Origin of the sequence: Paenibacillus sp. S150 (assembly GCF_019352175.1) — a bacterium.
In the GTDB taxonomy this organism is placed as follows: Bacteria; Bacillota; Bacilli; order Paenibacillales; family Paenibacillaceae; genus Paenibacillus_AQ.
Genome location: NZ_JACBYI010000015.1, coordinates 119790 through 144333 on the forward strand (window position 1 = coordinate 119790; position 24544 = coordinate 144333).

Annotated in this window: 22 protein-coding genes and 1 riboswitch; of the genes, 12 read left to right on the forward strand and 10 right to left on the reverse strand. The window is 54.0% G+C overall.

The features are described from left to right. Positions 1–51: 51 nt before the first annotated feature. Complete coding sequence (locus HYD27_RS15635; RefSeq protein ID WP_219216641.1) at positions 52–1188, reverse strand: BMP family ABC transporter substrate-binding protein; 1137 nt, start codon at positions 1186–1188, stop codon at positions 52–54. Positions 1189–1514: 326 nt separating this feature from the next. Here HYD27_RS15635 and HYD27_RS15640 point away from each other — a divergent pair, with 326 nt between their 5' ends. The 11 genes from HYD27_RS15640 to HYD27_RS15690 all read left to right on the forward strand — a co-directional run bounded on the left by HYD27_RS15640 (position 1515) and on the right by HYD27_RS15690 (position 10929). Next, positions 1515–2270, forward strand: a complete 756-nt coding sequence (locus HYD27_RS15640; RefSeq protein WP_219216643.1) for an AraC family transcriptional regulator — start codon at positions 1515–1517, stop codon at positions 2268–2270. 339 nt (positions 2271–2609) lie between these two features. Beyond that, the gene (locus HYD27_RS15645) at positions 2610–3953 is read left to right on the forward strand and encodes a UbiD family decarboxylase (protein ID WP_219216645.1); all 1344 of its coding nucleotides are present in this window, start codon (positions 2610–2612) and stop codon (positions 3951–3953) included. Positions 3954–3994: 41 nt separating this feature from the next. Further along, positions 3995–4261 carry a BMC domain-containing protein gene (locus HYD27_RS15650; RefSeq protein WP_219216647.1) on the forward strand — a complete coding sequence of 89 codons (267 nt, stop codon included), beginning with the start codon at positions 3995–3997 and terminating at the stop codon, positions 4259–4261. Positions 4262–4343: 82 nt separating this feature from the next. After that, a complete protein-coding gene (locus HYD27_RS15655) occupies positions 4344–5630 on the forward strand; it encodes a hypothetical protein (RefSeq protein WP_219216649.1) in 1287 nt (428 codons plus the stop codon). A gap of 169 nt (positions 5631–5799) precedes the next feature. Continuing rightward, positions 5800–6147, forward strand: coding sequence for a BMC domain-containing protein (locus tag HYD27_RS15660; protein ID WP_219216651.1), 348 nt, complete (start codon positions 5800–5802; stop codon positions 6145–6147). An 87-nt stretch (positions 6148–6234) separates the two neighbouring features. Continuing rightward, on the forward strand, positions 6235–6516 hold the full coding sequence (locus tag HYD27_RS15665) for a BMC domain-containing protein (protein WP_019908484.1): 282 nt from the start codon (positions 6235–6237) through the stop codon (positions 6514–6516). Positions 6517–6524: 8 nt separating this feature from the next. After that, positions 6525–7268, forward strand: coding sequence for a hypothetical protein (locus HYD27_RS15670; RefSeq protein WP_219216653.1), 744 nt, complete (start codon positions 6525–6527; stop codon positions 7266–7268). A 44-nt stretch (positions 7269–7312) separates the two neighbouring features. Further along, a complete protein-coding gene (locus HYD27_RS15675; RefSeq protein WP_219216655.1) occupies positions 7313–7594 on the forward strand; it encodes a EutN/CcmL family microcompartment protein in 282 nt (93 codons plus the stop codon). Positions 7595–7597: 3 nt separating this feature from the next. Continuing rightward, positions 7598–9412, forward strand: coding sequence for an adenine deaminase (locus HYD27_RS15680; RefSeq protein ID WP_219216657.1), 1815 nt, complete (start codon positions 7598–7600; stop codon positions 9410–9412). 197 nt (positions 9413–9609) lie between these two features. Beyond that, complete coding sequence (locus tag HYD27_RS15685; protein ID WP_219216659.1) at positions 9610–10293, forward strand: cyclase family protein; 684 nt, start codon at positions 9610–9612, stop codon at positions 10291–10293. Between the two features lie 24 nt (positions 10294–10317). Beyond that, positions 10318–10929 carry a DUF1989 domain-containing protein gene (locus HYD27_RS15690; protein WP_219216661.1) on the forward strand — a complete coding sequence of 204 codons (612 nt, stop codon included), beginning with the start codon at positions 10318–10320 and terminating at the stop codon, positions 10927–10929. Positions 10930–11126: 197 nt separating this feature from the next. On the opposite strand, the gene HYD27_RS15695 is transcribed toward HYD27_RS15690, so the two are convergent. The 3 genes from HYD27_RS15695 to HYD27_RS15705 all read right to left on the reverse strand — a co-directional run bounded on the left by HYD27_RS15695 (position 11127) and on the right by HYD27_RS15705 (position 14149). Next, positions 11127–11687, reverse strand: a complete 561-nt coding sequence (locus HYD27_RS15695) for a cysteine hydrolase family protein (RefSeq protein ID WP_219216663.1) — start codon at positions 11685–11687, stop codon at positions 11127–11129. A 22-nt stretch (positions 11688–11709) separates the two neighbouring features. Then, positions 11710–13122, reverse strand: coding sequence for an allantoinase AllB (gene allB, locus HYD27_RS15700; RefSeq protein WP_219216665.1), 1413 nt, complete (start codon positions 13120–13122; stop codon positions 11710–11712). Positions 13123–13261: 139 nt separating this feature from the next. Further along, a riboswitch (purine riboswitch) is annotated at positions 13262–13365 on the reverse strand. 403 nt (positions 13366–13768) lie between these two features. Further along, positions 13769–14149, reverse strand: coding sequence for a MerR family transcriptional regulator (locus tag HYD27_RS15705; protein WP_219216668.1), 381 nt, complete (start codon positions 14147–14149; stop codon positions 13769–13771). A gap of 162 nt (positions 14150–14311) precedes the next feature. Between HYD27_RS15705 and HYD27_RS15710 the strand changes: the two genes are divergently transcribed. Continuing rightward, complete coding sequence (locus HYD27_RS15710) at positions 14312–15232, forward strand: aldo/keto reductase (RefSeq protein ID WP_219216669.1); 921 nt, start codon at positions 14312–14314, stop codon at positions 15230–15232. Positions 15233–15414: 182 nt separating this feature from the next. Here HYD27_RS15710 and HYD27_RS15715 read toward each other — a convergent pair whose 3' ends face one another. Genes HYD27_RS15715 through HYD27_RS15740 form a run of 6 tightly spaced genes read right to left on the reverse strand, consistent with a single transcriptional unit; the run spans position 15415 to position 23403 of the window. Beyond that, positions 15415–17217: a glycoside hydrolase family 2 protein gene (locus HYD27_RS15715; protein WP_219216671.1), complete on the reverse strand. Its 1803-nt coding sequence runs from the start codon at positions 17215–17217 to the stop codon at positions 15415–15417. Positions 17218–17232: 15 nt separating this feature from the next. Next, entirely contained in the window at positions 17233–19236 is a 2004-nt protein-coding gene (locus HYD27_RS15720; protein ID WP_219216673.1) for an AbfB domain-containing protein, read from the reverse strand. A 35-nt stretch (positions 19237–19271) separates the two neighbouring features. Then, positions 19272–20225 carry a glycoside hydrolase family 43 protein gene (locus tag HYD27_RS15725; protein ID WP_219216675.1) on the reverse strand — a complete coding sequence of 318 codons (954 nt, stop codon included), beginning with the start codon at positions 20223–20225 and terminating at the stop codon, positions 19272–19274. A 10-nt stretch (positions 20226–20235) separates the two neighbouring features. Then, on the reverse strand, positions 20236–21108 hold the full coding sequence (locus tag HYD27_RS15730) for a carbohydrate ABC transporter permease (RefSeq protein WP_228745158.1): 873 nt from the start codon (positions 21106–21108) through the stop codon (positions 20236–20238). Positions 21109–21120: 12 nt separating this feature from the next. Next, the gene (locus HYD27_RS15735; RefSeq protein WP_219216677.1) at positions 21121–21990 is read right to left on the reverse strand and encodes a carbohydrate ABC transporter permease; all 870 of its coding nucleotides are present in this window, start codon (positions 21988–21990) and stop codon (positions 21121–21123) included. 60 nt (positions 21991–22050) lie between these two features. Further along, on the reverse strand, positions 22051–23403 hold the full coding sequence (locus HYD27_RS15740; RefSeq protein ID WP_228745159.1) for an ABC transporter substrate-binding protein: 1353 nt from the start codon (positions 23401–23403) through the stop codon (positions 22051–22053). Positions 23404–24544 lie beyond the last annotated feature (1141 nt).

The following is a 24544-nucleotide window of genomic DNA, read 5'->3' on the forward strand; positions in this document are numbered from 1 at the left end:
ATCAACGCCTTTCAAAGCCAATTTAATTAACAGGATAATATTTTAATGTCCTTAAGGTTTAACGGCATTACGGATGGCTTCCACCTCGGAGGTTTCCATGCCCATTGCATTGTCGACCGTAATTTCCTTGCTGATCAGCTTCTGCTTCACTTCTTCCACCTTGGCCTGCAAATCTGCCGGGAATACCTCTTTGTAAATGTCGTTCTCGGCGATGCCTACGCCGTCTTCCACAAAGCCCAGCACATCACGCTTGCCCATCTCCAGGGTTCCGTCCTGCAGCTTTTTCACTGCGCCCAGAATGGCCATATCGATCTTTTTGATGGCGGAAGTGACGATCAGGTTTGCTTTGTCACTATCCGTGTCCTTCAGCAGCATGGCCTGGTCGGAATCGACGCCGATGGCATATTTGGTCTTTTCCTTCGCTGCATCAAAGATTCCAAGTCCTGTAGCGCCCGCTACGTTAAAAATCACATCCACGCCCGAGTTGTACTGGATCAGCGACAATTCCTTGCCCTTGGCCGGATTCACGAAGTCGCCGGCATAAGATACAGCTACCTTCACATCCGGATCAACATACTGCGCACCCTGAATGTAACCAACGAGGAAGGCGTTAATGCCGGGAATATCCATTCCGCCGAGAAATCCTATGACATTCTCCGGGTTGGCATTAGGCATATCCGACTGTGTGGCGAGTGCCGCTGCAGCCCCTGCCAGAAAAGAGACCTCATTGGTCGAATAGGACATGTTGTACATATTTTCCGGCGCCTCGTCGATGTCGGTGTCATAGTTAATGAATTTTTTATCCGGATTCGCCTCAGCGGTTGCATTGAACATTTCCGTAATTTCCGAGCCGCCCGAGATGACAACATCCCAATCCTCGGCAGCAATATCGTTAAAGGTTGGCTCCCATTTCGTCTTGTCCGCGCCCATTTCCACGGCCTTCGTCTCCGCGCCAAGCTCGTCCTTCACCTTTTGCAGGCCGCTGTTCGCCGCATCAAAAAACGACTTGTCTCCCAGCGTCCCCGGGATCAGCAGCACGACCTTCAGCTTGTCCCCCGGGGCAGTCTCGCCGCCTTCAGTATTTGTTTCCGCATTGGCAGCATTTCCATTGCCGGACGTGTTGTTTCCGCATGCAGTGACCAGTACCATTACCGCCAGCAACAATAAAGCGAGCACATTCTTTTTCATTTTCCAAGTTCACACCCCTGTTTGTAATGGATTAACCCTGATAAGACAGCATAGCGCCCCAATTGTACGTTTTGTTTTATAGATAGCATCGGCGGCTCAATTGAAAGACTATTGAAATCCTGAAAATAAGCAAATTACTTTGCAAACCAGACATTATATGTTACATTCGACAAAAAAACCGGGTAAATTCCGAACAAGATGGCCAGTCCAGTTGTGAATCTTCGGTTTAATTGATAAGATCATAACAAATGAAAACATAAATATTTATATATTTTCGGCCAACTTTTTGTACGATTCGGCTAAATGACGATAAACGGAGGTTCATCATGGATCGGGTCCTATATATTGTAAATGCAGAACATGAAGCGAATACTTATATTCCGCCGCATCAGCATGAGTGTTTTGAGCTTGTCTATTATATTCACGGTCTTGGGACTACGAGTATTGGACCGCGCAGCTTTCACTTCCGCCCGTTCACTTTTGCCCTGATTCCGCCCAGTTTCAAGCATGATGAAAATCACCAGCCCAGCCCGGAGGTTCTGTTCGTCGGCTTCCACTGCGGCAATCCGATTATCAATACCCTCTCCGGCGTTTATGACGACGATAAGGAACACACCGTGCTGCAAACGCTGCTGCGGATGAACGAAGAGTTCAAGCGCAAGCGCGAAGGCTTTGCCGAGCTGCTCAACCTGCAAATGAGCGAAATCACTGTCTATCTGCAGCGGCTGCTTGGCGCGTCGGATTTCCATTCTCCGGCAGAGGATCAGGTGCAGTATGTGCTGAATTATATGAATGAGCATTACCGGCATAAGCTCTCCGTCCAGTCGCTGGCTGAAATGTCCGGCTACAGCTATGACCGGTTCCGGCATCTGTTCAAGGAAAGATTTGGCCGTTCCCCGCACCGTTATCTTTTGCTGAAGCGTCTGGATTATGCCAAGTCCCTGCTGCTGCACACCCAGATGCACATCTCCGAGGTGTCTGCGGCTGCCGGATTCGTCAATGACGCCCAATTCTGCAACATGTTCAAAAGAGAGATGGGGCTCTCCCCGCGTACTTTCCGCGTCAGGAGTAAAGTCATATAATGTAACATTAATCATTTACTTTTCGGAGCTTTTGACTATAATGAGATTTAAGCTTACGCGATTATGACTTGTACCGGCTGGTTTTGCCCAAAGCTGCGGCCGGGTACTGCAGCAACTTCAGTGACCATCAACGGCTTTATCTCGATTGTATCCTGATAAGCCGCCTCAACATAAGGGTTTGCCCCATTTCTGTTCACAGAATGAAGGAAGCCGCGATTTAGAGAAGACTCTCTATTTCCGCGGCTTCTTTTTTTATTTTCCAGGAGTGAATAAGCGCTAATTGAAGCTGGACGCTCCTTCGGGAAAAAAGTTAATGATTAGCTGGAGGTGCAAGAAACTATGGCTTTTGTGAATATGCGTGAGCTGCTGGAGCATTGGGACCGTACCGGCAAGCTGCTTAAAATCCGCAGGGAGGTAGATCCGCAGTTTGAGCTTGGGGCTGTAATCAAAGCGGTCAAGGGAGCGCAGCCGATGGTGTTCCAGAAGGTCAAGGGCTATGACATGCCCATGGCAGCCGGCCTTGGCGGCTCCAAGGCGCTGATGGCCGAGAGCATGGATATGCAGCCTGCGGAGCTGCTGCCCCGGCTGATCGAGGCCGTGGTCCATCCGCTGCCTACGCAACGCTGCGAGCAGGCCCCGGTGCACGACAACGTGATCACGAGCCGAATCAACCTGAGGGAGCTGTTTCCGGTGTGCACCTACAATGCGCTGGACAGCGGAGCCTATTACGTCTCCGGCGTCATGGTAGTCAAGGGCGCGGACGGCCGCAAGCGCTACACCTCGATCCGGCGCATGCAGCTGCTGGAGGGCAACCGGACCAGCATCCTGATCTCCTCTCCCGAGCTGTTCCAGCAGTTCAGGGAATTCGAGGAACGCGGCGAGCCGATGGAGGCCGCGTTTATGTTCGGCATTGTTCCGGCAGTGGTGCTGGCCTCTCAGGTCAGCACCCATCTGTTCCATGTCGACAAGCTGGAGGTCGCCTCCGCCCTGCTCGGCCAGCCGCTGGAGGTGGTCCGCTGCAAGACCGTCGATCTGGAGGTGCTCGCCGGGGCCGAGGTTGTGTTCGAGGGCCGGCTTCTCCCCCGTGTCCGCGAGCCGGAAGGCCCGTTCGGGGAGCTGGGCGGTTATTACGGACCGCGGTCGGAACAGCCCGTGGTCGAGTTCTCCGCCGTCACTTACCGGAACCAGCCGGTCTGGCAGACTATTCTTCCCGCCAGCTATGAGGAGAAGCTGCCGATGGCAATCTCCCGCGAAATCGCCCTCCTCGGCTCGATCCGCCAGGTGGTGCCCGGCGTGCAGGATGTGCATATCAGCATGGGCGGCGTTGGCCGCTACCATGCCGTTATCCGCATTAAGAAGGCCAACGAGGGCGACGGTAAAACCGCCCTGCTCGCCGCCTTCGCCGGCGACAAGGACCTGAAGCATGTCGTCGTCGTCGACGAGGACGTCAATCTGTTCGACCCGCTCGATGTGGAATGGGCCATCGCCACCCGGGTCCAGGCTGATCTGGACACCTTCATTGTCACAGGCGCCAAAGGCTCCCCGCTGGAGCCCTCGCACAACCTGCGGGGCGTCTCGGCCAAAATGGGCATCGATGCCACCTTCCCGCTGGCCGAAGCCGAGCATTACCGCCGGACCCATATCCCCGGCCAGGATGAGATTGAGCTGGCGAGGTATTTATAAGCGTCAGAACAGCTTCAATACAGCTTATAAGGAGGTGGATCATGCAAGCTATCGGATTAATTGAGACCCGGGGATTGACACCGGCGCTGGAGGCGCTCGACGCCATGTGCAAAGCGGCCAATGTCCGGCTGGTTGACTTCAAGCGGGTCGGCTCCGGCCTGGTGGCGGTCATCGTCGAAGGCGATGTCGCCGCTGTCCAGGCAGCCGTCGAGGCAGGAGTCGCCGCTTACGGACGGACCGGCGGCGAGCTTATCTCTTCAAACGTTATCCCGCGGCCGCATGCGGACCTGGCCAAAATGCTTATTTGACCGGCCCCAAGCATCCTTATTTCCGGCTTTGCCAGCTGTTATTCAAAAACGACCCAATTGACACCTTGAGGGGGTGATGATCATGTCCGATTTCATGAAAAATATAGTTTCTGAAGTGCTGCAGAGAAACCGCCAGCCTTCAAGTGCCGGTGCTGTTCGGGTTCCCGGCGCTCCAAACGCATATGGCGCTGACAGCAGTCCCCTTCCGCCCGGCGTTCCCAGTCCAGCCGCCGCTGCCAGCTCCCCTTCCCCCCATACCTGTTCAGCGGACAGCAGAGCGGATTGTCCGCATACCTGCACGCAGCCGGGAAATTGCCGCAAGCCGCCGCCAGAAATCAGGCGGACCAATTACCAGAAGGCGCTGGCGGCCCGGCGGATAGCGCTCATCGGCGCTGCCGCCGCAGCTGTCCCGGGCGGTGCAGCAGCAGCTATCAACTATGAACCAGCCTCCCCTCCTTATGAGAGGGATGCCAATTCCTTGCTTGCCGGAATGCAGGCTGATACTGCTGTGAAGAAAGCGGGGAGCCTTCAACCGGGCAGGCTTCCTCAGGATATCGCAACCGCCGAACCCGGCAGCCGCCCTTCACCCGCGGCAACCTTAGAGCTTCATAACCGGCAGTTCGTCGAGCAGTGCCTCTCTCCGCTGCTATTGCGCACTCTGCCTGTTAAGACATCACCGCCCCGGTTGACCGGGGATCATGCTCCGGAACAGCCAGCAGCACCAGCGCCGGTTTCCACGCGGGGAATGGATTCTCCGGGCTCGCCTGCATTAAGCGTCCCCTTCCGGACTCCGGGCTCACCAGAGCCCTTCCGCCTTCCCTTGCAGGGGAGCCTGGAAGGCTGGCTGTTCCCCGAGATCAGCAGCAGGCTGCGCCCGCTGCTTGGCATATCCGGCCGCAATTACAGCTCGGCTGGAGTATTGAGCTCTCCGGTGTGCCATCCGGGTCAGCTGTTCGCCGCTGAAGAGCTGCTGCCCCAGGACCCCGGCCTGGAAGCGGATATGGGCTGGAGCCCCGCCGGGAACGGCTTTGAGCTTAAGCTTTTCAGCCATGATCCTGACAGGATAGCCAGCCTGCTTGCAGAGCTTGCCGCATGTATTCAGGGGCAGGCTGCACGGTCCGTCCAGATATATACCAGCCTTACCCCCGGTCCCCTGCTGCGGAGGTATTTGGGTGCAGGTCAGCTGGAAGCTCTCGCCGTCATCGACGCAGGTTCCCGCTGGAGCGGCATCGGAACAGCAGAGCAGTTACTGTTCAACCATCCCGATACCGGCCTCAGCATCCGCACGGAGCATAACTGCTGCATTGTAAGCGGGGCCTCCGCCCGGATTCAGGCTCTGGAGTCCGAACTGAAGCGGTTGGCGGATTAAGACGACCGGTCTGCGCCGGCCTGGAGAAGCAGGGGCTTCCTCACTTACAGGAATCCGTTCCAGCGGGAAATATAAGGCTTGGCTTGAAACAACAAATCCCTGCATCCGGACAACGGCCGCAGGCCACGTATGCAGATAAGACAGATAATTAAAGAAGGAGGCTGTGGATATGCAGGCATTGGGCTTAATTGAGACACTTGGATACACCACCGCCGTTTCCGCGGCGGATGCGGCACTGAAAGCGGCAGATGTGCAGCTGGTTGCGGTAGAGAAGATCATCGGGGTTGGCGGCTCCCTTGGGGTCACGATTCATCTGAGCGGGGATGTTGCAGCGGTCAGCGCTTCCGTCGAAGCGGGCAAGGCCGAAGCTCAGCGCATCGGCAGGGTAATTTCCGCCCATGTCATCGCCAAAGCCCACGAAGATGTAAGCAGCAAAATACTGACCAAATTCCTGCTTCCCGCGCCGCCAATCCATGAAGCATCAGCTTCAGAGACGCCAGACGTGACAGACCTATAGGTTGCAACGGAATAACAGCCTGCAGCTCATCATTCACAGCTTCAGCTTACTGAACACAAAACTATTAAATTCATGGAGGTTTTTATAATGGGAGAATCACTCGGATTGATCGAAACCAAAGGTCTGGTAGGCGCAATTGAAGCGGCGGATGCGATGGTAAAGGCAGCAAACGTTGAAATCTGCGGATACGAAAAAATCGGTTTCGGACTCGTGACCGTCATGGTCCGCGGGGACGTAGGCGCTGTGAAAGCCGCTACCGATGCGGGAGCCGCAGCCGCCAAACGCGTCGGGGAGCTTGTGTCTGTCCATGTCATTCCCCGTCCGCACAGCGAAGTGGAACGTGCCCTGCTGTCCAAAGGCATTGAATAAGCGCTCCAATGGACAGCCGGCATAGCGCGGTTGCGGCCAATGTTCTTCTGGGGTTGTCCTACGGTTCCAGAGAGGCAGCGTTAAAAGAGGATTATCCCCGCGTCCTCGCGCTGCTGTCCGGCCATTTTATCGGCATGGAGGAAGGCTTTGCAGCAATGCGCAGTCTAAGCAGACAAAAAGTCCGATTGCAGTTATGGCCGGAACAGCGGCTGCTGTCAGCGATGAGCGCCGGAGAGCTTGCCGGCCGGGCAGGCGTGGACGATATTTTGCTTCCCGGCCGTTCCTCCCCACCCTCTCCGGCGGGCGGAGATGCCGACGCCTTGTTCATCCCGGTGCTCTCGCTGCCTCTGCTCTCCCGCCTGACCGTGCTGGACACAGGCCACCCCTTCGTGAGCCTCATCGTGCAGTCGCTGTGTGCAGGCAAGCCGGTCGCGGCCTTGGCGCTTGGAGCGGAGCCAGAGCATTACTGCTGGGGGGAGCAGGGACTGTCGCACGCCACTCCGCTGCTGAAAGACGAAATCCGGGCCATGGCACACAAAATTGAAGGCTTCGGCATCAGGCTTCTGGAGCCCGGTCAAGCGGGCAGCTGGCTGTCCGGCGGCAAAGCGCCGCAGAAGAAGCAGGTGCTGACGGCAGAGGACATTTATGCTGCGCACAGGCTGGGCAGAACATCCATCGTGCTGAATGGACCGGCTGTAATCACTCCGCTGGCCAGGGATGCCGCACGGCAATATGGAATTGAGCTTATTTAACCGTTTCACAAATCACGCATTCCAATTGGAGAGGTGACAATCACATGAAGCTGGGACTCATAACCGGGCACGTCGTCGCCACGAGAAAAGATGAGAATCTCGTAGGTGCCAAGCTGCTGATTATTCAGCCCATTCTTCCGGACAGCACGCCTGCCGGGCAGCCTATCATAGCCGTGGATACGGTCGGTGCAGGCATCGGGGAGACAATCCTCTACGTCATCGGCAGCGTGGCATCGCGGGCGGTACAGCATCCGAATGCCCCGGTCGATGCCGCAATTGTCGGCATTGTGGATAGTGTGGATTGTCCCAGAGCAGGAGGCTTGTAGCATATGCTGACTACAGACATTAAAGATGCCATTCAGCGGCGGCGGATGATTGATGTGCTGCTTGGAGATAATCTCCACGCTGACCTGGTGCTTAGAGGCGGCTATATCATCAATGTAATCACACGCGAGATTTATCCCGGCGACATAGCCGTCAAAGGCGACCGGATTCTGCTTGCGGGCAACGCCGACAAGCTGATTGGCCCGTCCACCGTCATCCGGGACATGAGCGGGAAATTCATCAGTCCGGGCTTTATCGATTCCCATATGCATTTTGAGAGCGCCATGCTGACCGTTACCGAATTCTCCAAATTATCCATCCCTACCGGGACGACCACGCTGGTTGCTGATCCGCATGAAATCGGCAATGTGCTGGGTGTTCCCGGCATGAAAGCGATGGTTGAAGAAGCCAAAACCCTGCCGAACCGCGTTCTCTTCACAGTCCCCTGTCTCACTCCCGATGTGCCCGGACTGGAAACCGCGGGCAAGGACATCAGCTCCAAGGATATGCAGGAGCTGCTGAATGATGATTATGTGCAGGGAATCGGCGAGCTGCAGGGCTTCAGCAATGTCCATCCGGTGTACCGCAATGCGCCTTATCTTATAGATGATCTGCTCGCCTCCGTCTCTTACGCCAAATCCATTGGCAAAAGCATTGAGGGCAACGCGCCCGGCCTGTTCGGTGCGGAGCTGGCAGCCCATATTATCTGCGGCGGCGGCCATGTCTCCTGCCACGAGACAACGACCAAGGAGGAAATGATGGAGAAGCTGCGCTACGGCGTCAGCGTCTTCATGCGCGAAGGCTCCTCGCAGCGGAACATGGCGGAATGCATCCGCGCGATTACCGAGGAGGGCATGGATTCCCGGCGGGCGATCCTCGTCTCTGACGATATGGTCCCCGAGGATCTGCTGAAGCACGGACACATGAATGACATCGTGCGCCGGACCATTGCCGCAGGCATTGACCCGGTTGAAGCGATCCAGATGGTAACGATCAATCCGGCCACACATTTCGGCTTCCAGGATATCGGGCTGCTGGCCCCGGGCAAGAAGGCGGACATTGCCGTGATCAGCGATTTGGCGCAAATGACGATTGCCGAGGTGTATATCAGCGGAGTCAGGCTGGCCCAGAACGGGGAACTCATCCAGGATATTCCCTCGTATACTTACCCCGATTCCGTCAAAGGTTCCGTCAAGCGGAAGCCGGTCAAGCCGGAGGAACTCCAGCTCGCCTCCGGAGGCGCACACGGCAGCGTACGGGTCCGCGCCATCGAGGTCATCCCCGATCAGAATTTGACCGGAGCCGGGATCTATACAGCCAACGTCAGGGACGGCGTGGTACAGCCTTCTGTAGAAGATGATCTGCTGCCCCTGCTCGTCGTCGAGAGGCATGGCCGCAGCGGAAAGATCGGAAAGACTTTTGTGCGCGGCATGAAGCTTAAGGCCGGCGCCATCGCCGAAAGCGTGGCCCATGATACCCATAACATCATCGTCACCGGCACCAATTATGCCGATATGGCGACGGCGGTCAACCGGGTCATCGCCATGGAAGGCGGCATTGCCATGATCGAAGGCGGCAAGGTGGTTGGCGATCTGCCGCTGCGCATTGGCGGTTTGATGACCGACGAGCTGACCGGCAAGGAGATGAGCGCACGGATCACCGAGCTGCACCGTCTGGCCCGCGAAGAGCTGGGCTGCACCCTGCATGTGCCGTTCATGCATCTGTCCTTCCTCTCGCTGGTCACCAGCCCGGCTTGGAAAATCACTGACATTGGCCTGATCGACGCCGATGCCTTCACGGTTCTGCCGCCGCTGGCTTAGCTCGCTGGCTTAGCTTATTAGCTGCATTCATTTCCCCTGCCTCTGCTCTACCGGCAGCTCCGGCTTAATCGCGGTCCGGATTCCGGAGCTGTACGAAGCGCTGCCTATGGACGGGCAATTCCGGCGAATCCCGCAGCGCTTGCCGCAGAGACAGCTTGAATCCCTTTTCCAACCTCACCCGAAAGGAGGCAACTTCCATGGGTATTCAGGTCATAGACCTCTCTCAGGAAATCTATCAGGGAATGCCGGTATTCCCTCCGCACCAGAAGACGATGATTTTCCCCAATATGAGCCATGAGGAGAGCCGGCAGAAGCTTGGCTTCGAGTTCGCCACGAACAATCTGCTGATTAACGAGCACGGCCCGACCCATAGCGATGCCGTCTACGAATATGATCCACTGGGACCGGCGATTGATGAGATGCCGCTGGAGTATTTTTACGGACCGGCCGTCTGCCTTGACGTTTCCCATATTTCCCCGGATGGCTATATCACCCGCAAGGACCTGGAGGAGGCGCTGCGAAGAGGATATCTGCACCTCGACAAAGGCGACATTGTGCTGCTCTACACCGGACACTATAACCGTGCTTACGGCACCGAAGAATGGCTGACCCGCTACACCGGACTGAACCATGAGGCCGCAGAATGGCTTGCGCGGCAGGGCGTTATCAACATCGGCATTGATGCCCCTTCCATTGATAATCCGCTGGATACAAGGTTTTCCGGGCATCTGATCTGCCGAGAATATCGGATGACCAACACCGAGAACCTCTGCAATCTGGACCTAATTGCCCAAAAGCGCTTCCTGTATTTCGGACTCCCGCTCAAAATCCGCAAAGGCACCGGCTCCCCTGTCCGGGCCGTCGCAGTGTTCATCGAATAAACAGATCAGGCAGGTGATTGAAAAATGAGGACCGGTCAACATGTCGTTGAGGAAATTACAGTCCCTCCCTATGAGGGAAGAAGCCTGCGCGTCCGCAAAGGCCAGACGCTCTACATTATTGATGTGGAGGGCAAGCAGGTCGGCGATTTCATCTGCTTCAATGCGGAGGAACCCCGCGAGCATGTGTCGCCAGTGCATATGAGATCCTCGCTCAGCAGCATCAGACTCAAGGTGGGCGACGGGCTCTACAGCAACCGCCGGAGACCGCTCATGCAGCTCACGAAGGATACCGTCGGCAAGCATGACTTCTTTTTTCCCGCTTGCGACTATTACCGCTATAAGGTTGATTTCGGACTGGAGCAGCACCCGAACTGCCATGACAACCTGCAGAAGGCGCTGAACAAGTACCAGCTGGGGCATCTGGAAATCCCCGATCCGATCAACTGGTTCATGAACAATGCGCTGGATGAGAATCTTGATTATGTGATTGAGGAACCGCTCTCGAAGCCCGGCGATTATGTCGCACTGCTGGCGCTTACCGATGTGATTGTGGCCCTCTCCTCCTGCTCGCAGGATTTGGCACCCGTCAACGGCTTCAAGGTAACCCCGCTGCTGATGCAGATTGCCGAAGGCTAGCGAAACCCGGCCTTATTGCCCTCTCTTGAGCAAAGGATCTCACCTCTTTTGAATACCTCGGGCGCCCCATAATGCCTGTCACTCCCATCTTGGCTGCCATAGAAAAAAGCTCCTGTATCGCCGAATGAACCAGCGATGCAAGGAGCTTTTTCACACAAGGGTCCTGCTTTGAACTTCACAATGAGCGGGCTCTTCCTTCAACCCTTCACAACAGTGTTCTTCTCTTTGTACTCCTCCAGGGTTACTACTTGGCCGAAAATTCCGATATCGCGCAGCCCGGAGATATGCATCTCCTCGTCCTTCGACGCGCAGCAGTCGCTGATGCACATCACCTTGTAGGTGTGGTACATCGCATCGGATGCCGTAGAGCGCACGCAGACATTCGTCCATACGCCGGTAACAACCACAGTGTCGATCCCCTCCTCCCGAAGGAACAGGTCCATATCGGTATAGCTAAAAGCGCTGTGGCGTCTTTTCTGCACAATATAGTCGCCTTTATCACTCTGCGGAGTCAGCTCTGCGATGAAATCCGAGCCCCAGGTACCCTTGATCGCGTGTATAGGCCTCACTCTGAAGTCAGCATCATTCCGGCGGTGCGCCTCTTGTACGAAGATCACCTGAATGCCGTTCTCATGGCTGAATTCAATCAGCTCCTGCAGGGCTGGAACAATTCCGGCACCGTTCGGACAGGTCAGCGCCCCGTCCGGGTGAATGAAGTCATTCAACATATCAATAATTACTACAGCGTGTTTGCCCATATTGCACACCTCCCTTTTTGGTTTAGTATTTCAGCAAGCGCGGAAGCTCGCTGATCGTCTGGCGCTTCACAAATTCCCCATAGCCCGGTTTGCCGACCACGCCTGCCTCATCGTCGTAGACCAGTGTGCCGCGGACAATGGTTTTATCGACTTTGCCCTTCAGCTTCATGCCGTGGAACGGAGTGTACTTTGGTTTACAGTGCATTTTATCCTTGTCGATCGTCCATTCCTTCTCCAGATCCACAATCGTGAAGTCGGCATCCGTGCCGATCTCCAGCGCGCCTTTCTTCGGATACAGACCATAATGAACCGCAGGATTCTTGCACAGCAGCTCTACCAGCCTGGACAGGCTGAGCCTGCCCTTGTTGTAGCCTTCACTGATCATGATCGGCACCAGTGTTTCTACCCCCGGAATGCCGGGGAAGGAAGTCCATACATCCATACCCGGCGCATCCTTCTCCGTTGCAATCTCATAAGGGGCATGGTCGGTCGCCATGAAGTCAATCGTTCCATCCACCAGCCCCTGCCAGAGCGCTTCATTATCTTCCGCACGGCGCAGCGGCGGCGCAATCTTGGCAAACGCGCCAAACTCCGTCATCGCATCCACCGCGTTCAGCGTCAGGTAGTGCGGACAGGATTCCGCAGTCACCTTCACACCCTTAAGCTTCGCTTCCTTGATCAGCTGATTGCCTGCCGCCGTACTCATGTGAACAATATGCAGCCGGGCTCCGGATTCCTCCGAGAAGCTGATGCCGAGCTGAATCGCCGCTTTTTCCGCCAGAATCTTCCGCGCCTCCGCCCAAGCCGGATAATCCAGCCGTCCTTCTTTTTTCAGCTTCTGGGTATAGAAATCGCAGATTGCATAGTTCTCGGCATGAATTCCGATCGGCATTCCCGTTTCCGCTACCGCATAGAACGCTTCGAGCATTTCAGGGTCCGTCACACGCGGATAGGAAGGTACGGACGGCGTCATATACACTTTAAAAGCAACCACACCCTCTGCGGCCTGCTCCTTCACAATGTTCAGCACATCATTGCGCACATCCTCGCCGGTAATCCCGCCCCACATGGCGTAATCGACAATTCCCTTGCCTTCCAGGGCATTCAGCTTATTGTGCAGATTCTCCACCGAGCGTACCGACGGAACACTGCAGCAGGGCATATCGACGATCATCGTAACGCCGCCGGCAGCAGCGCTGCTGGTCCCCGTAACAAAATCCTCACGGTGCGTAAATCCCGGATCATTAAAATGCGTATGCGAATCAATAACCCCGGGCAGCACCAGTTTGCCTCCGGCATCGATAATTTGATCAGCCTCTGCTTCGATATCCTTCGCAAAACCTGCAATTACACCCTTATTGACCAAAATATCCGTCAGCACCTGTCTGTCGCCTTGCGGAATATTAGCGTTCTTGATAATCAGTTCATAACCCATGAATACACACCTCTTCTTTATAATTTTTGGCCCGGTTTCCGCGCACGGCAAAAAAGCCCCTGGTCACAAAAGGTATACGACAGAAAGCATTCGTCCGCTCGTTAACGTACTTGGATGAAGTACACACGGTGAACGGCAATCCCTATCCTATACCTCTTGTAGCCTGGGGCAATTTATGGTCGCCTGGTCGAAACGCTCAAACCGGATTATTGAGCTTATACAAGAGCTTATTCTGTTAGTTAATTATCTATATCATAACATCGCGATCCTTTTCGTCAAGGCAACAAACCCGTTTGTCAAGGAATAGCCAAAGTCCATGTTATATAATCTAACGTAATAAAAAATTGCAAACCTTCTCTCATATATGAACAGCTGCTGTATTTCGTTCCCTTTTCACTGCTGAAGCCTGCTCTTCCCCGCATACATTCCAGACGCAGCAAGGGATTCTGTTGCGAAGAAGCACAACTTTTGCTCCTGGACCGGTCAATCCCAATCTCTTTTCACGGATAGCTTCATAGTTCGCGCTTTCACTTCCAGCTTCCAATCTCAACGACAATAATCACACCCGCAAGCCTGCCAAAAATCCCCGTTAACCAGCCGGCCTGCAGTGATTCCCCCCTCTTTCCCAACCCTCCACTGTAAAAGGCTACCTGCTCTTGGCTTCCGCTTCCCGCTCCAATGAGGCAAAATAAGCAATTTTATGCTCAATCTTTTGCGCAAAGCTCTGAAAAAATTTAATCTTCTCATCAATCTGCAGCTTGTGCGCCTGAAGCAGCTTCCGCTGGTCCGGCAGTGCTTGTACCCCTTCCTGGGACAATGCAATGAACTGCTTAATTTCAGCAATGGGCATTCCGGTGTCCTTCAGGCAGCAGATCAGTGAGATCAGCTCCAGATCCTCATCATGAAAGCAGCGGTTTCCGTGCTCATCCCGTGCTACTACAGGCAGAACCCCCTCTCTTTCATAGTAGCGCAAGGTGTATTGGCTTAGTCCGCTTTTTTGTGCTATTGTTTTGATGCTGTATCCCATGAGTCAGCTCCATTCCGCCGCTTAAGCTCCGGCAAGTTGATCTACCTTTAAAGTAACACCAATATGAATCTATGAAAAGCCCGCTGACAAATCTGTTGACTTACACCTAGCTCTAAGGTCTACACTTTACCCTGTACCTTACATTTAAGGAGTGAATAATGAATGGTAAAAACAATTAACGTCGGTAACGGTACGCTGGAGGTTGCCGAAATTTCATTAGGCTGTATGCGGATTGCCGAACTCTCGGCCAGGGAAGCTGACGTGCATATTCACAGTGCCCTGGAAGCGGGGATTGATTTTTTTGACCATGCAGACATATACGCCGCCGGCAAAGCCGAGGAAGTATTCGGCGAGGTTGTAGCCAGCAGCCCCGGCATGCGTGAACAATTGATGATTCAGACCAAATGCGGCATCCGCCAGGGCTTTTTTGACTTCTCCAAGGAGCATATCGTGACATCCGTAGAGAACAGTCTGAAACGGCTCAAAACCGATTATGTGGATGTGCTGCTGCTGCACCGCCCCGATACCTTAATGGAACCGGAGGAAGTTGCCGAAGCCTTCGATTACTTGGAGCAAAAAGGCATGGTGAAGCATTTTGGCGTCAGCAACCTGAACCCGCTGCAAATTGAGCTGCTCAAAAAAAATGTCAAACAAAAGCTGCTCTTCAATCAGCTGCAGCTGAGCATTACGGTTTCCGGAATGATTGATTCCGGCTTCAACGTCAACATGACCAACTCCGCTTCCGTGGTACATGATGGAGGCATCCTGGAATACAGCCGTCTGCATGACATGACCATTCAGCCTTGGTCTCCTTTCCAATACGGCTTCTTTGAAGGCGTATTCTTGGGAAATGACAAGTTCCCGGAACTGAATCAGGTCATTAATCATTTCGCCGCGGAAAAGGGAGTTGCCGACACCGCCATCGCCATTGCCTGGCTTCTCCGCCATCCGGCACATATGCAGCCGATTGTGGGCACAACCAACACTGCCCGCCTGCTGGACATTGCCAAAGCTTCGGATATCACGCTCACCAGAGAAGAATGGTATGAGATTTACCGTGCGGCAGGCAATAAGCTTCCTTAAACAATAAACATATAAATTATCTTTCAAAAAAAGAAGCATTCCTTGTTTAGGAGATGCTTCTTTTACATGAGTCGGCCGCCTTTATTTACAGGTTCCCGGTCAGCTCCATGCCGGGAGGCTTACGTCCACGGGCACCAACCCGGAATGTTTGAGCAGAATTCTGGAGCTCTGGTTAAAATTTGTTATTTGCCTTCATTGATCGCCCGAATCTGCACCAGCGGCAGCTTAGGCTGCCGGTCATAAGTCAGCAGGCCGTTGATTTCCTGTTCCACATCGGTCAACTGGGTGTAGCAGTAACCCTGCACAACCCCGGAGTCCAGGAGCGGCCCGATGACCGCGCGCAGGCGTTCAGCGTAGTCCTCGTCATTGTCCGCGCCGGAATACCCCCAGCCCTCCCATTGGCTTTTTTTGTAGGCAATGCCGCCAAATTCAGTCACGAGGATCGGCTGGCCCCGGTAAGGATAACCCTCCACCGTCAGCTTGCGGTTGCAGGGATATCCTCCGGCCGCCTTCATGGCCGACGAATAGCGCTCCTCCAGCACCCCGCTCCGCCATTCATAGTCATGGATGCTGAACAAGTCGGTTGACACCATTTCCCAGCCGTCGTTGGATACCACGGGCCGCATGGGATCAAGCGATTTAGTGAGATGATACATCGCCAGCGCATGCTGCTGCTGTCTTTTATCAATTGCAATGTTAGGAACGCCCCAGCTTTCGTTCAGCGGCACCCACACCACGATGGACGGATGGTTGTAATCGCGCTCGATGCCGGCCTGCCACTCCTGCGTGAACCGGCGCACATATTCTTCGGAATAGTCATAGGCGTTCGCCGCCTCTCCCCATACCAGCAGTCCCAGCCTGTCGCACCAGTACAGATAGCGCGGGTCCTCCAGCTTTTGGTGCTTGCGTGCACCGTTAAAGCCCATCTCCTTCGTCAATTCCACATCACGGCGGATCGCTTCATCGCTTGGCGGCGTGAGATTGCCGTCGGGAAAATACCCCTGATCCAGCACCAGCTTCATGAAATAGGGCCGGTTGTTAAGACACAGCCGTCCGTTCTCTATTGAAATCTTGCGCTGGCCGAAATAGCTGGTGACCCGGTCCACCACCCGCCCGTCCTCACTGAGCGTAAACGTAACGTCATACAAGCGGGGGAACTCGGGCGACCACCAGCGTCCTTCCCCGTGATCGTTGAAATCGTTCAAACCGATGGAGCGGCAGATCTCCCCTCCTTCAACTCTGAAGGTATCGCTGCTCACGGGTTGCCCGGCAAATTCGATGTCAATGGCAAGACTCAGTCGGCCCCCTTGCGGCGCATGGGTGATGAAAGAACGGATTTCCACCGCGTTGCGGTCAATATCGGGGGTAAACCTGACTTTTTTCAGATAGGACGGCGATACGGCTTCAATCCATACCGTCTGCCAGATGCCGGTGGTTCGGGTATAGAAAATACTGGCAGAATCGCTTTTCCAATACTGCTTCCCCCGAGGGAGGGTCACATCGGTGCTGTGATCCACCGCCTTTACGACCAGTATGTTGCCGTCCCGCTCCTGCAGCACCTCCGTAATATCCGCAGAGAATGGAGTGTGTCCTCCTTCGTGGGTAGCCACCAATGTCCCGTTCACCCATACGCTGGCTTCATAATCGACGGCCCCGAAATGCAGGATGATGCGCTGGCCGCGAAGTTCCGGCGGAACGTCCAGCTTACGGCGGTACCACACCGTATCATGAAATCCAGGGTCCCCGATGCCGCTGAGCGCGCTTTGAAAAGCGAACGGCACGTGAATCCCCAGAGGCAGCGGTGTGCTGCCCTTCTGCCATTTCTTCCGCTCGCCGATCCTTTCGTCGTCGAAGGCAAATTCCCATTGTCCATTCAAATTCAGCCAGGACTCCCGCACAAACTGCGGGCGCGGATAATCTGTTCTGGGCTGCGCGGCCTTCTGTTGCCCGGGCTGCTGCTGTCTGCTGCCTTGCTGCTCATTCATGTGCAATAATCCCTCCTACTTTAAGTAAAACGTTGCGTCCTGTTGATCCAGCGGCGTGGTGAGCGTGGAAATTTCAAGCAAGCCGTTTCTGTGTCTCATATAGGAGCCGGCGATATTGTAGGATTCAAAAGAGGCCGCCCATGGGCTTGCCAGGCCGGTTCTGATGTACCAGGTGGCATCATTTTTGAACAGTGTGGAGTTGTCATTCGCCTCAAGCCAGACCTTTCCGTTCTTGTGCCGGAGGTAAGCTCCCGGAGAAGCCGCAGATTCGATCGAGAACGCGGAGGCGTCCGCCAGGCCGCCGACAATTCTCCATTGCGATTCGGCGCTGTATTGTCCGCCGTCCAGCTTTGCTTCTCCGTTCTGATAACGGATGAAGCTGTTGGCAATGTTGAAGCTTTCCAGCTGATTCACCGGAATCTCCGTATCGGTGCGGACCAGCTTCCAGTTCTGCGTGTCCAGTCCGTTCGCGGTCCACTGGATGACCCTGGTTCCGGGAGCTGCTCCCCCGCCCGCATTGTCCAGCAGCAGCTGGCTGTGCTGGTTCCTGGCCGTATACAATCCATTGCCCTGGTAGCTGAACTTCCACTGCTGTGTATCCAGGCCATTATCCGTCCAGAGCTGGACGAATGCGCCTGGCGCCGTTGAACCGTCCGGATCATCCAGCAGCAGATTATTATTGATGTTTGTTACCCGGAACAATCCGTTGCTGCTGTAATTCAACCGCCACCATTGCGTATTCAAGCCGAGGTCATTCCACTGGATAACCTGGGTACCCGCCGGCGAACCGCCTCCCGCATTGTCCAGGACCAGGCTGTTGTTCTGGTTGACCAGCTTGTAGACAGCTCCGTTTGCAATAGAAGAATCGCCATTGATCTGGGCGATATTCGAGCGAATTTCTGTCCGGTTCCCCACCTTCACGCTGTTCACTTCCAGCAAAAGCGAGTTATTCAGGGGCAGTAGAGTGCCGCTCCAGGCGGCAGGCGTACTCTGGTTGCTTCCTTTTACCGTCAGCGGGGCATCGATCTCCGACCAGGTGGCCCCGTAATCGGCGCTTGTAAACATCTTGTTGGCGGAAGACACCACATCTGTCATTCCCCGGACGTAGAATCTCCCATTTGCGCTTCCATCATCGACGTAGGCAACTTCAGGCGTCTGGGAAGCACGGTAGATGCCTGTGCCTACCACATTGCCCAGGTCCGTCGCACTTCCCCAGTTGATTCCATCGGTTGAGGTTTTGAAGCGGACGGCAAAATTGGGGGCCGCGCCGAGCATTTCGAAGAACATGAAGTAGGTGCCGTTCTTTGCTTTCACTACTCTGGGCATGCCCGGACGCCAGTTGAAATCGGCTGAATTGCCGATGATGATCTGGTAATTCCCCCAGGTAAGACCGCCATCCGGGGAAATTTCTTGGGCAATAGCCTGATTGTAGCCCGGCTGGCGTTCGTCCGAATAATAACAGATCAATCGTCCGTCAGCGGTTACGGCAAACTCCGGTTCCCAGGTACGCTGCGTTCCGGCGGTTCCGCGGGCGGCCATACTGCTGTGAAGCTGCCAGGTGGCGCCGTTATCCGTGCTTCTCCAGATATGAATCGTCTGCGGAACGGTGTTGTTCCAGTCCGTTGATGCGAACAGCAGAGTGCCGGCCGGATAGGCTCCGAGCTGCTGCGGCAGCACATACAGCGTTGTCATGCCCTGCTGATCCCGGTTCAGCCCATAAGCGTTGGGATCAATCTGGCTCAGGAGGGACCAGGTGCTTCCATTGTCCGTGCTTTGATAAAACGGGAAGGGCTGCATGCCGGCCCAGCCGGCATTCCCGGGGAATTTGCGGGTGAATGTGGCCAGAATATTCCCGTTGCCGAGCTTGACCGCCCTTGAATAATAAGGCTCCGTCTCTGTTGCACTGCTGTAGACCACTGAACCGGTGGTTGCAGCACGGGCAGGCGATACAGCGAATATAGCTGACACCATAACCAGCACCAAGGCAAGAAGCAGGGATGATTTCAGATTGTTCCTCATTATTAGTCCCTCCATAATTTGAAATATGCTTCCGGTTACTCTCCCGAAGGCAGCTTTAGATCATGAGAATCACTTAAGGGAATGCCGAAATCCGGCGTTCCGTCCGCATTCCAGGTGAATTTCTGCACCCGTGTCGCGCGCAGGCTCACAGCGGCACCAGGGGCTGGAAGCGCATGATACACAATCCAGTCCTCCGTCCCGTCAGGTGATGAAGTAAAGCTGTTGTGTCCCGTGGCATAGACTCCGTGCTCCACACTTTTACGGAATACCGGCTCCAAAGATTTGGTCCAGGCAGCCGCCGTCAGCGGATCATCCTGCTCCTTCAGGGTCAGCATGCCCAAGGCATAATCCTCGGACCAGGTTGTGCTGGCCGAATACACAAGGAATACGAACCCGTTTCTGTGCAAGGTAACAGGACCTTCATTGATCGCCATGCCTCCCTGCTTCTCCCACTCCAGAGTCGGAGCCGTAAGCAGGACATGTTCCCCCTCCAATGTCCAGGGATTGGCCATGCGCACGATATAGATGGCTGAACCATAGTCGGGAAAATGGCCGTAGCCCGCATACAGGAAATACAATTGCTCCCGCAGCCTCATCACGGTTCCATCCAATGCGGCCACGGGGGTTGGCAATACTCCCTTCCAGATCCAATTGCCTTCCAGCGGATCTTCACTGCTGTTCTCCAGCACACATATGCGCCGCGTCTCATCTCCGCCTCCATCGTTTGCCGTATAATAAATGTACCAGCGATCATTCAGCCAGTGAATTTCCGGCGCCCACAGGTTGCTGCTGTAAGGACCTCCGGCTTCCGGTGACCAGATAATTTTCTTGAGCCCGTTCGCGATGCCTGTCAGCGAGGAGGACTTCGCCAGTTCCAAACGGCCGTGCTGGGTGAACATGAAGTAATAGTAACCGTCGTTATGCTTAAGCACCCATGGGTCGGCTGCCTGCTCAACAAGCGGATTGCGAAACGTTGTTTTCATGGACATGTTATTTTATTCATCCCTTCATCCCCGTCAAGGTTATTCCCTCAACAAAGTATTTCTGTGCGAAAAAGAATAGCAGGAGGGTCGGGATTAACGCCAGCACCGATCCGGCCATGATATAGGTCCATTGTGAGTTGTAAAAGCCCTGGAAGGAAGCAAGCACAAGCTGCAGCGTGAACTTCTCCGGGGTATTCAGATAAATGAGCGGACCGAGATAATCGTTGTAACCTGCGAGAAATCCGAGCAATCCCTGCGTAATCAGGGCCGGCTTCGACAGAGGCATGGTGATCCGCAAAAAGATCCGGAAAGGGCCCAACCCGTCCATTACGGCAGCTTCCTCCAGCTCTTTGGGGATTGTCATGAAAAACTGCCGCAGCAGAAACACCCCTGCCGCAGCACCGAACATTCCCGGAATGATAAGCGGCAGCCAGCTGTCGATCCAGCCGATTTGCTTGAACAGGATGAAAGTCGGAATCATCGTAATGACACCAGGAATCATCATCGTAGTCAGCAGCAGAGTAAACAGAACGTTTTTGGCCGGAAACTGCATCCTTGCAAAGGCATGCGCCGCCAGGGCGCTTGTGAACAATCCGACCATGCAGGGCAGCGAGATGATTAGCAGCGTGTTAAAAAAACCGTGCAGAATGCCGGACTCTGTCAAAACAAACCGGTAGTTGCTCCATAGGAAATGCTCCGGAATCCACTTGGGCGGCATTTCAAATTCATGTCCCTGTTCCTTCAAAGAGGTGGACAGCATCCATAGAAAAGGAACAGCCATGACAAGTGAACCCGAGACAAGGAACAGATAAGCGGCAAATTTGCGGAGCTGCTCGCCCGCTTTTTTCCTTTTTTGCCATGAGCCCTCCGCCATTGTTGTCTTCATCATTTGTTATTCTCCCTATTCATAGTGAACCCATCGCTTGGACAGCTGGAAATTCAGCAGTGTGATCGCCAGAATGATCAGACCGAGCATCCAGGCCATGGCAGACGCATATCCCATGTTCATATAGCGGAAAGCATTCTGGAACAAATAGTACACAATCGTTGTCGTAGAGTAATTCGGTCCTCCCTCGGTCATAATCTGGAACCTTGGGTAATCCTGCAGTGCCGTAATCATTGAGGTGATCAGAATATACAACGTCGTGGGCGAAATACAGGGAACCGTAATGCGTAAAAACTGCTGCCAGCGGTTGGCTCCATCGATTTCGGACGCTTCGTAAAAGCTTTTCGGCACCCCCTGAAGCGCCGCCAGATAAAGCACCATATTAATGCCCAGGCTGGCCCAAACCCCTTGAATAATCATTGCCGGCATCGCCCAGGTCTCGCTGCTCAGCCAGGCCGGCCCCTGAATGCCGATCAAATCCAGAAAGTAATTAAGCAGCCCGTAGGTATCGTTGAAAATCCACTTCCACAGCAGGGTCAAGGCAATGACCGAGCTGATGGTGGGAAGAAAAAACATGGTACGGAAAAAGCCGATGCCGCGGACCTTCTGGTTCAGGGCCATAGCAACCCCCAAAGCAACAGCCATGCCGAGCGGAATGCCGAGTGCCGCATAAAAGGTATTGAACAGTGTTTTCCAGAATAATTCATCATGCATCAGCAACTTGGTGTAGTTGGCCCCGCCGTTAAATACGGGAGACTGATAGCCGCTGTACTCCGTAAAGCTCACATAAACCGAATAACTGAGCGGAATAAACGCAAACAGCAGAAAGCCTAGCAGGGGAGCGGATATAAACAAATAGGCCCAACGATATTCCTTGCGTTTCATGGTATTCCTCCATTAATGAAGATGAAGGGGAAAGGCTGTCCCCTTTCATCCCAACTCTTCTTACTTGAACAAAGCCTGGTTGCCTTCCTTAATCGCCTGATCAATTTTAGGTTTCAATTCGTTCAATACTTCCGACGCGGTTTTCTTGCCTTCCCACATTGGGGACAACCCCTGGGACAGCAGATCATACCACTTGGCATTCGGCAGATAGGTCCACGGACCTGCTACCTGACTCTCAACCGCTTTGATGAATACCGAGGCATGCTCGGGTTTTTGCCCGGGCTGGAGGAAGACATCCGTATTGGCCATTGATTTGAAGCTGGGAATGGAGAAGCCCATCAACGACTGCTCCCGCTGTCCTTCCGGCCCCCCCAAATATTCCACCAGCGTGTAGGCCGCTTCCACATTCTTGGTCTTGCTGTAAATACCGAGTCCGACGGAGCCGCTTGTGCCGGCCCATTGCTTCACCGGCAGCGGAGCCACATCCCAGTCAAAGCCCAGCTTGCGGAATTCCGGAACCATCCAGCGTCCCGTAACCATCATCGCCAGCTTGCCCGTTGAGAACATCTGACTGTCATTCATGTCCTTCAACGCGGCCGATTTGGGCACGACTCCGTATTTATTGGAGAGGTCTGCCGCGAACTGGAGAGCTTCGATGGCTTCGGGGCTGTTGCCGGTAAACTCCTGTCTGTTCTCACTGAGGAATTGTCCGCCGTTGCCCAGCACGAAGCCTTCCCACCAGATGGGGCCCATCCCGTACTGCGTCGTCTTGCCGTCCGCGCTGATCGTCAGCTTCTCGGCAGTATCCAGCAGCTGCTCATAAGTCATCGGCGTATCTGCGCTCGGGAACGGAACATTCATCTTGTTAAAGAGGTCCTTATTATAGTAAAGAACCGTTGGACCGATATCCTTCGGCAGCGCATACAGCGCCCCCTGGCCAATGGAAGCGCCGTCATAACGGTAGCGGTTCAAGCCGGAATCCCACATATCCGATATATCGATCTCGTTGCTCTCCACAAGATCGTCGATGGAATACAATAAATCCTGGCTGACCCAGCGACCGAAATCTCCATCCGGAACATAGAAAACATCAGGAGAATTGCCACCGGCCAAAATAGTATTCATCTTTCCCACATAATCCGACGAAGGAATGTGCAGATAGTCAACCTTGATCGCCGGATTCTTGTCCTCGAAGGCTTTGATTAATTTGGTGAATACCTCTTTTTCCGTCGGGTCACCCCATCCGGCAAATTGAATTGTAACCGGATCAGCGGATTGTTCCTCTGTGCCGTTCGATGTGTTCCCTGCGGCAGTGCCGGAATTTGCGGGCTTACCCGTATTGTTATTCCCGCAACCAGTTAACCCTGTGATCAGCGCAATCAATACAACGGAGATTAGCCATCCTCTTTTCAATTTTCCTCTCTTTGGATTCATCGTTCTATCGCTCCCCTTCGCTTTGATTCTGTCCCGCAGCTATAATTATGGGATAAGCTTATAGAATAAACAATTTTGAAAACGCTTTAATATCGTTTGGAAATCATCTTCATTGAAGCGCTTTAGACGGTCGAAAAGAGTCATATAGGCGGGGCTTGCCCTCCGGCAACCGCGATTTTAACGGCAAAATACCCCCACAAAGCCATCCATGCCGCTGACGCGGCACCATAGATTGATGGAAATGGAGGTGAAATTTGTTGCGTTTAATTTCTTGCGGCCTTTAAGCGTTTATCCTCATCCGTAAAGTTATTTCCAGGGTAGCGGGGACTTGGCTTCAATGATGACTCAGGTACTTTGCGGGGACCCCAAAACATATAAACCTGAATTTCGAAAATGAACTGAACAAGCCCAGATAGGACAAGGGATAAGCCCTCTTTTTCCTTCACCCATTTGGTGCAAGTTGTTTTTCACAAAAAATCCCTTCGTGTAGAGCCTTTTAGATGATTTGTAGATGCTTACTTTCGAAATTCAGGATAAATTCTTATCTTTCTAAAAAAAGCGTGCTTATCCAGCAAGCCCTACAAAGAACAAAACAGCTATGCCGTCCCTCAGGACAACGCAGCTGTTTGCATTTCAGGTGTAAGGCTGGCTGCGGTTCCCCAGCTCTCCGGTTCCCCTGGCCGGCTGAAGCTCTTCCTCCCCGATCCCTCCAGACCTTCCTGCTGAGACTCGGCAGCTAAGCCCAAGTGGAAAAAGGAAACTTAATCCCCACATTCCCTTTTTTGCTTGCGTTAGCGGGAAAAAGGCCCCCTAATCGATCCGTTTCTCTCACCTTACAGAGGAATACGCCTACATTATGATGAACTTGAAACACATTCATAACAAGGGCAGCCATTTTAGTGGTAAAAAGGATAACTAAGGTAGCGCATTCGGCTCCTGGATCATCCCTAGTGGGAAAAAGTACAACTAATTCGGATGAAATCAGCCATTTGGGATGGCGTAAAATAGTATGTGTAAGGATCGGGGAGTCTAGTAAACGACAAAAAAGTAGGGTATCCTTGGGATTGCAAAGTCACCAAGAAAAGGAGCCCTACTCAATGACCAGTATACAACAAAACCC

Coding starts and splice junctions, on each gene's coding strand:
- HYD27_RS15640 (WP_219216643.1), top strand. CDS start 1,515: ATGGATCGGGTCCTATATATTGTAAATGCAGAACATGAAGCGAATACT.
- HYD27_RS15715 (WP_219216671.1), bottom strand. CDS start 17,217: ATGAATGAGCAGCAAGGCAGCAGACAGCAGCAGCCCGGGCAACAGAAG.
- HYD27_RS15685 (WP_219216659.1), top strand. CDS start 9,610: ATGGGTATTCAGGTCATAGACCTCTCTCAGGAAATCTATCAGGGAATG.
- HYD27_RS15725 (WP_219216675.1), bottom strand. CDS start 20,225: ATGTCCATGAAAACAACGTTTCGCAATCCGCTTGTTGAGCAGGCAGCC.
- HYD27_RS15695 (WP_219216663.1), bottom strand. CDS start 11,687: ATGGGCAAACACGCTGTAGTAATTATTGATATGTTGAATGACTTCATT.
- HYD27_RS15660 (WP_219216651.1), top strand. CDS start 5,800: ATGCAGGCATTGGGCTTAATTGAGACACTTGGATACACCACCGCCGTT.
- HYD27_RS15690 (WP_219216661.1), top strand. CDS start 10,318: ATGAGGACCGGTCAACATGTCGTTGAGGAAATTACAGTCCCTCCCTAT.
- HYD27_RS15655 (WP_219216649.1), top strand. CDS start 4,344: ATGTCCGATTTCATGAAAAATATAGTTTCTGAAGTGCTGCAGAGAAAC.
- allB (WP_219216665.1), bottom strand. CDS start 13,122: ATGGGTTATGAACTGATTATCAAGAACGCTAATATTCCGCAAGGCGAC.
- HYD27_RS15735 (WP_219216677.1), bottom strand. CDS start 21,990: ATGAAACGCAAGGAATATCGTTGGGCCTATTTGTTTATATCCGCTCCC.
- HYD27_RS15675 (WP_219216655.1), top strand. CDS start 7,313: ATGAAGCTGGGACTCATAACCGGGCACGTCGTCGCCACGAGAAAAGAT.
- HYD27_RS15730 (WP_228745158.1), bottom strand. CDS start 21,108: ATGATGAAGACAACAATGGCGGAGGGCTCATGGCAAAAAAGGAAAAAA.
- HYD27_RS15670 (WP_219216653.1), top strand. CDS start 6,525: ATGGACAGCCGGCATAGCGCGGTTGCGGCCAATGTTCTTCTGGGGTTG.
- HYD27_RS15720 (WP_219216673.1), bottom strand. CDS start 19,236: ATGAGGAACAATCTGAAATCATCCCTGCTTCTTGCCTTGGTGCTGGTT.
- HYD27_RS15635 (WP_219216641.1), bottom strand. CDS start 1,188: ATGAAAAAGAATGTGCTCGCTTTATTGTTGCTGGCGGTAATGGTACTG.
- HYD27_RS15645 (WP_219216645.1), top strand. CDS start 2,610: ATGGCTTTTGTGAATATGCGTGAGCTGCTGGAGCATTGGGACCGTACC.
- HYD27_RS15665 (WP_019908484.1), top strand. CDS start 6,235: ATGGGAGAATCACTCGGATTGATCGAAACCAAAGGTCTGGTAGGCGCA.
- HYD27_RS15680 (WP_219216657.1), top strand. CDS start 7,598: ATGCTGACTACAGACATTAAAGATGCCATTCAGCGGCGGCGGATGATT.
- HYD27_RS15705 (WP_219216668.1), bottom strand. CDS start 14,149: ATGGGATACAGCATCAAAACAATAGCACAAAAAAGCGGACTAAGCCAA.
- HYD27_RS15710 (WP_219216669.1), top strand. CDS start 14,312: ATGGTAAAAACAATTAACGTCGGTAACGGTACGCTGGAGGTTGCCGAA.
- HYD27_RS15650 (WP_219216647.1), top strand. CDS start 3,995: ATGCAAGCTATCGGATTAATTGAGACCCGGGGATTGACACCGGCGCTG.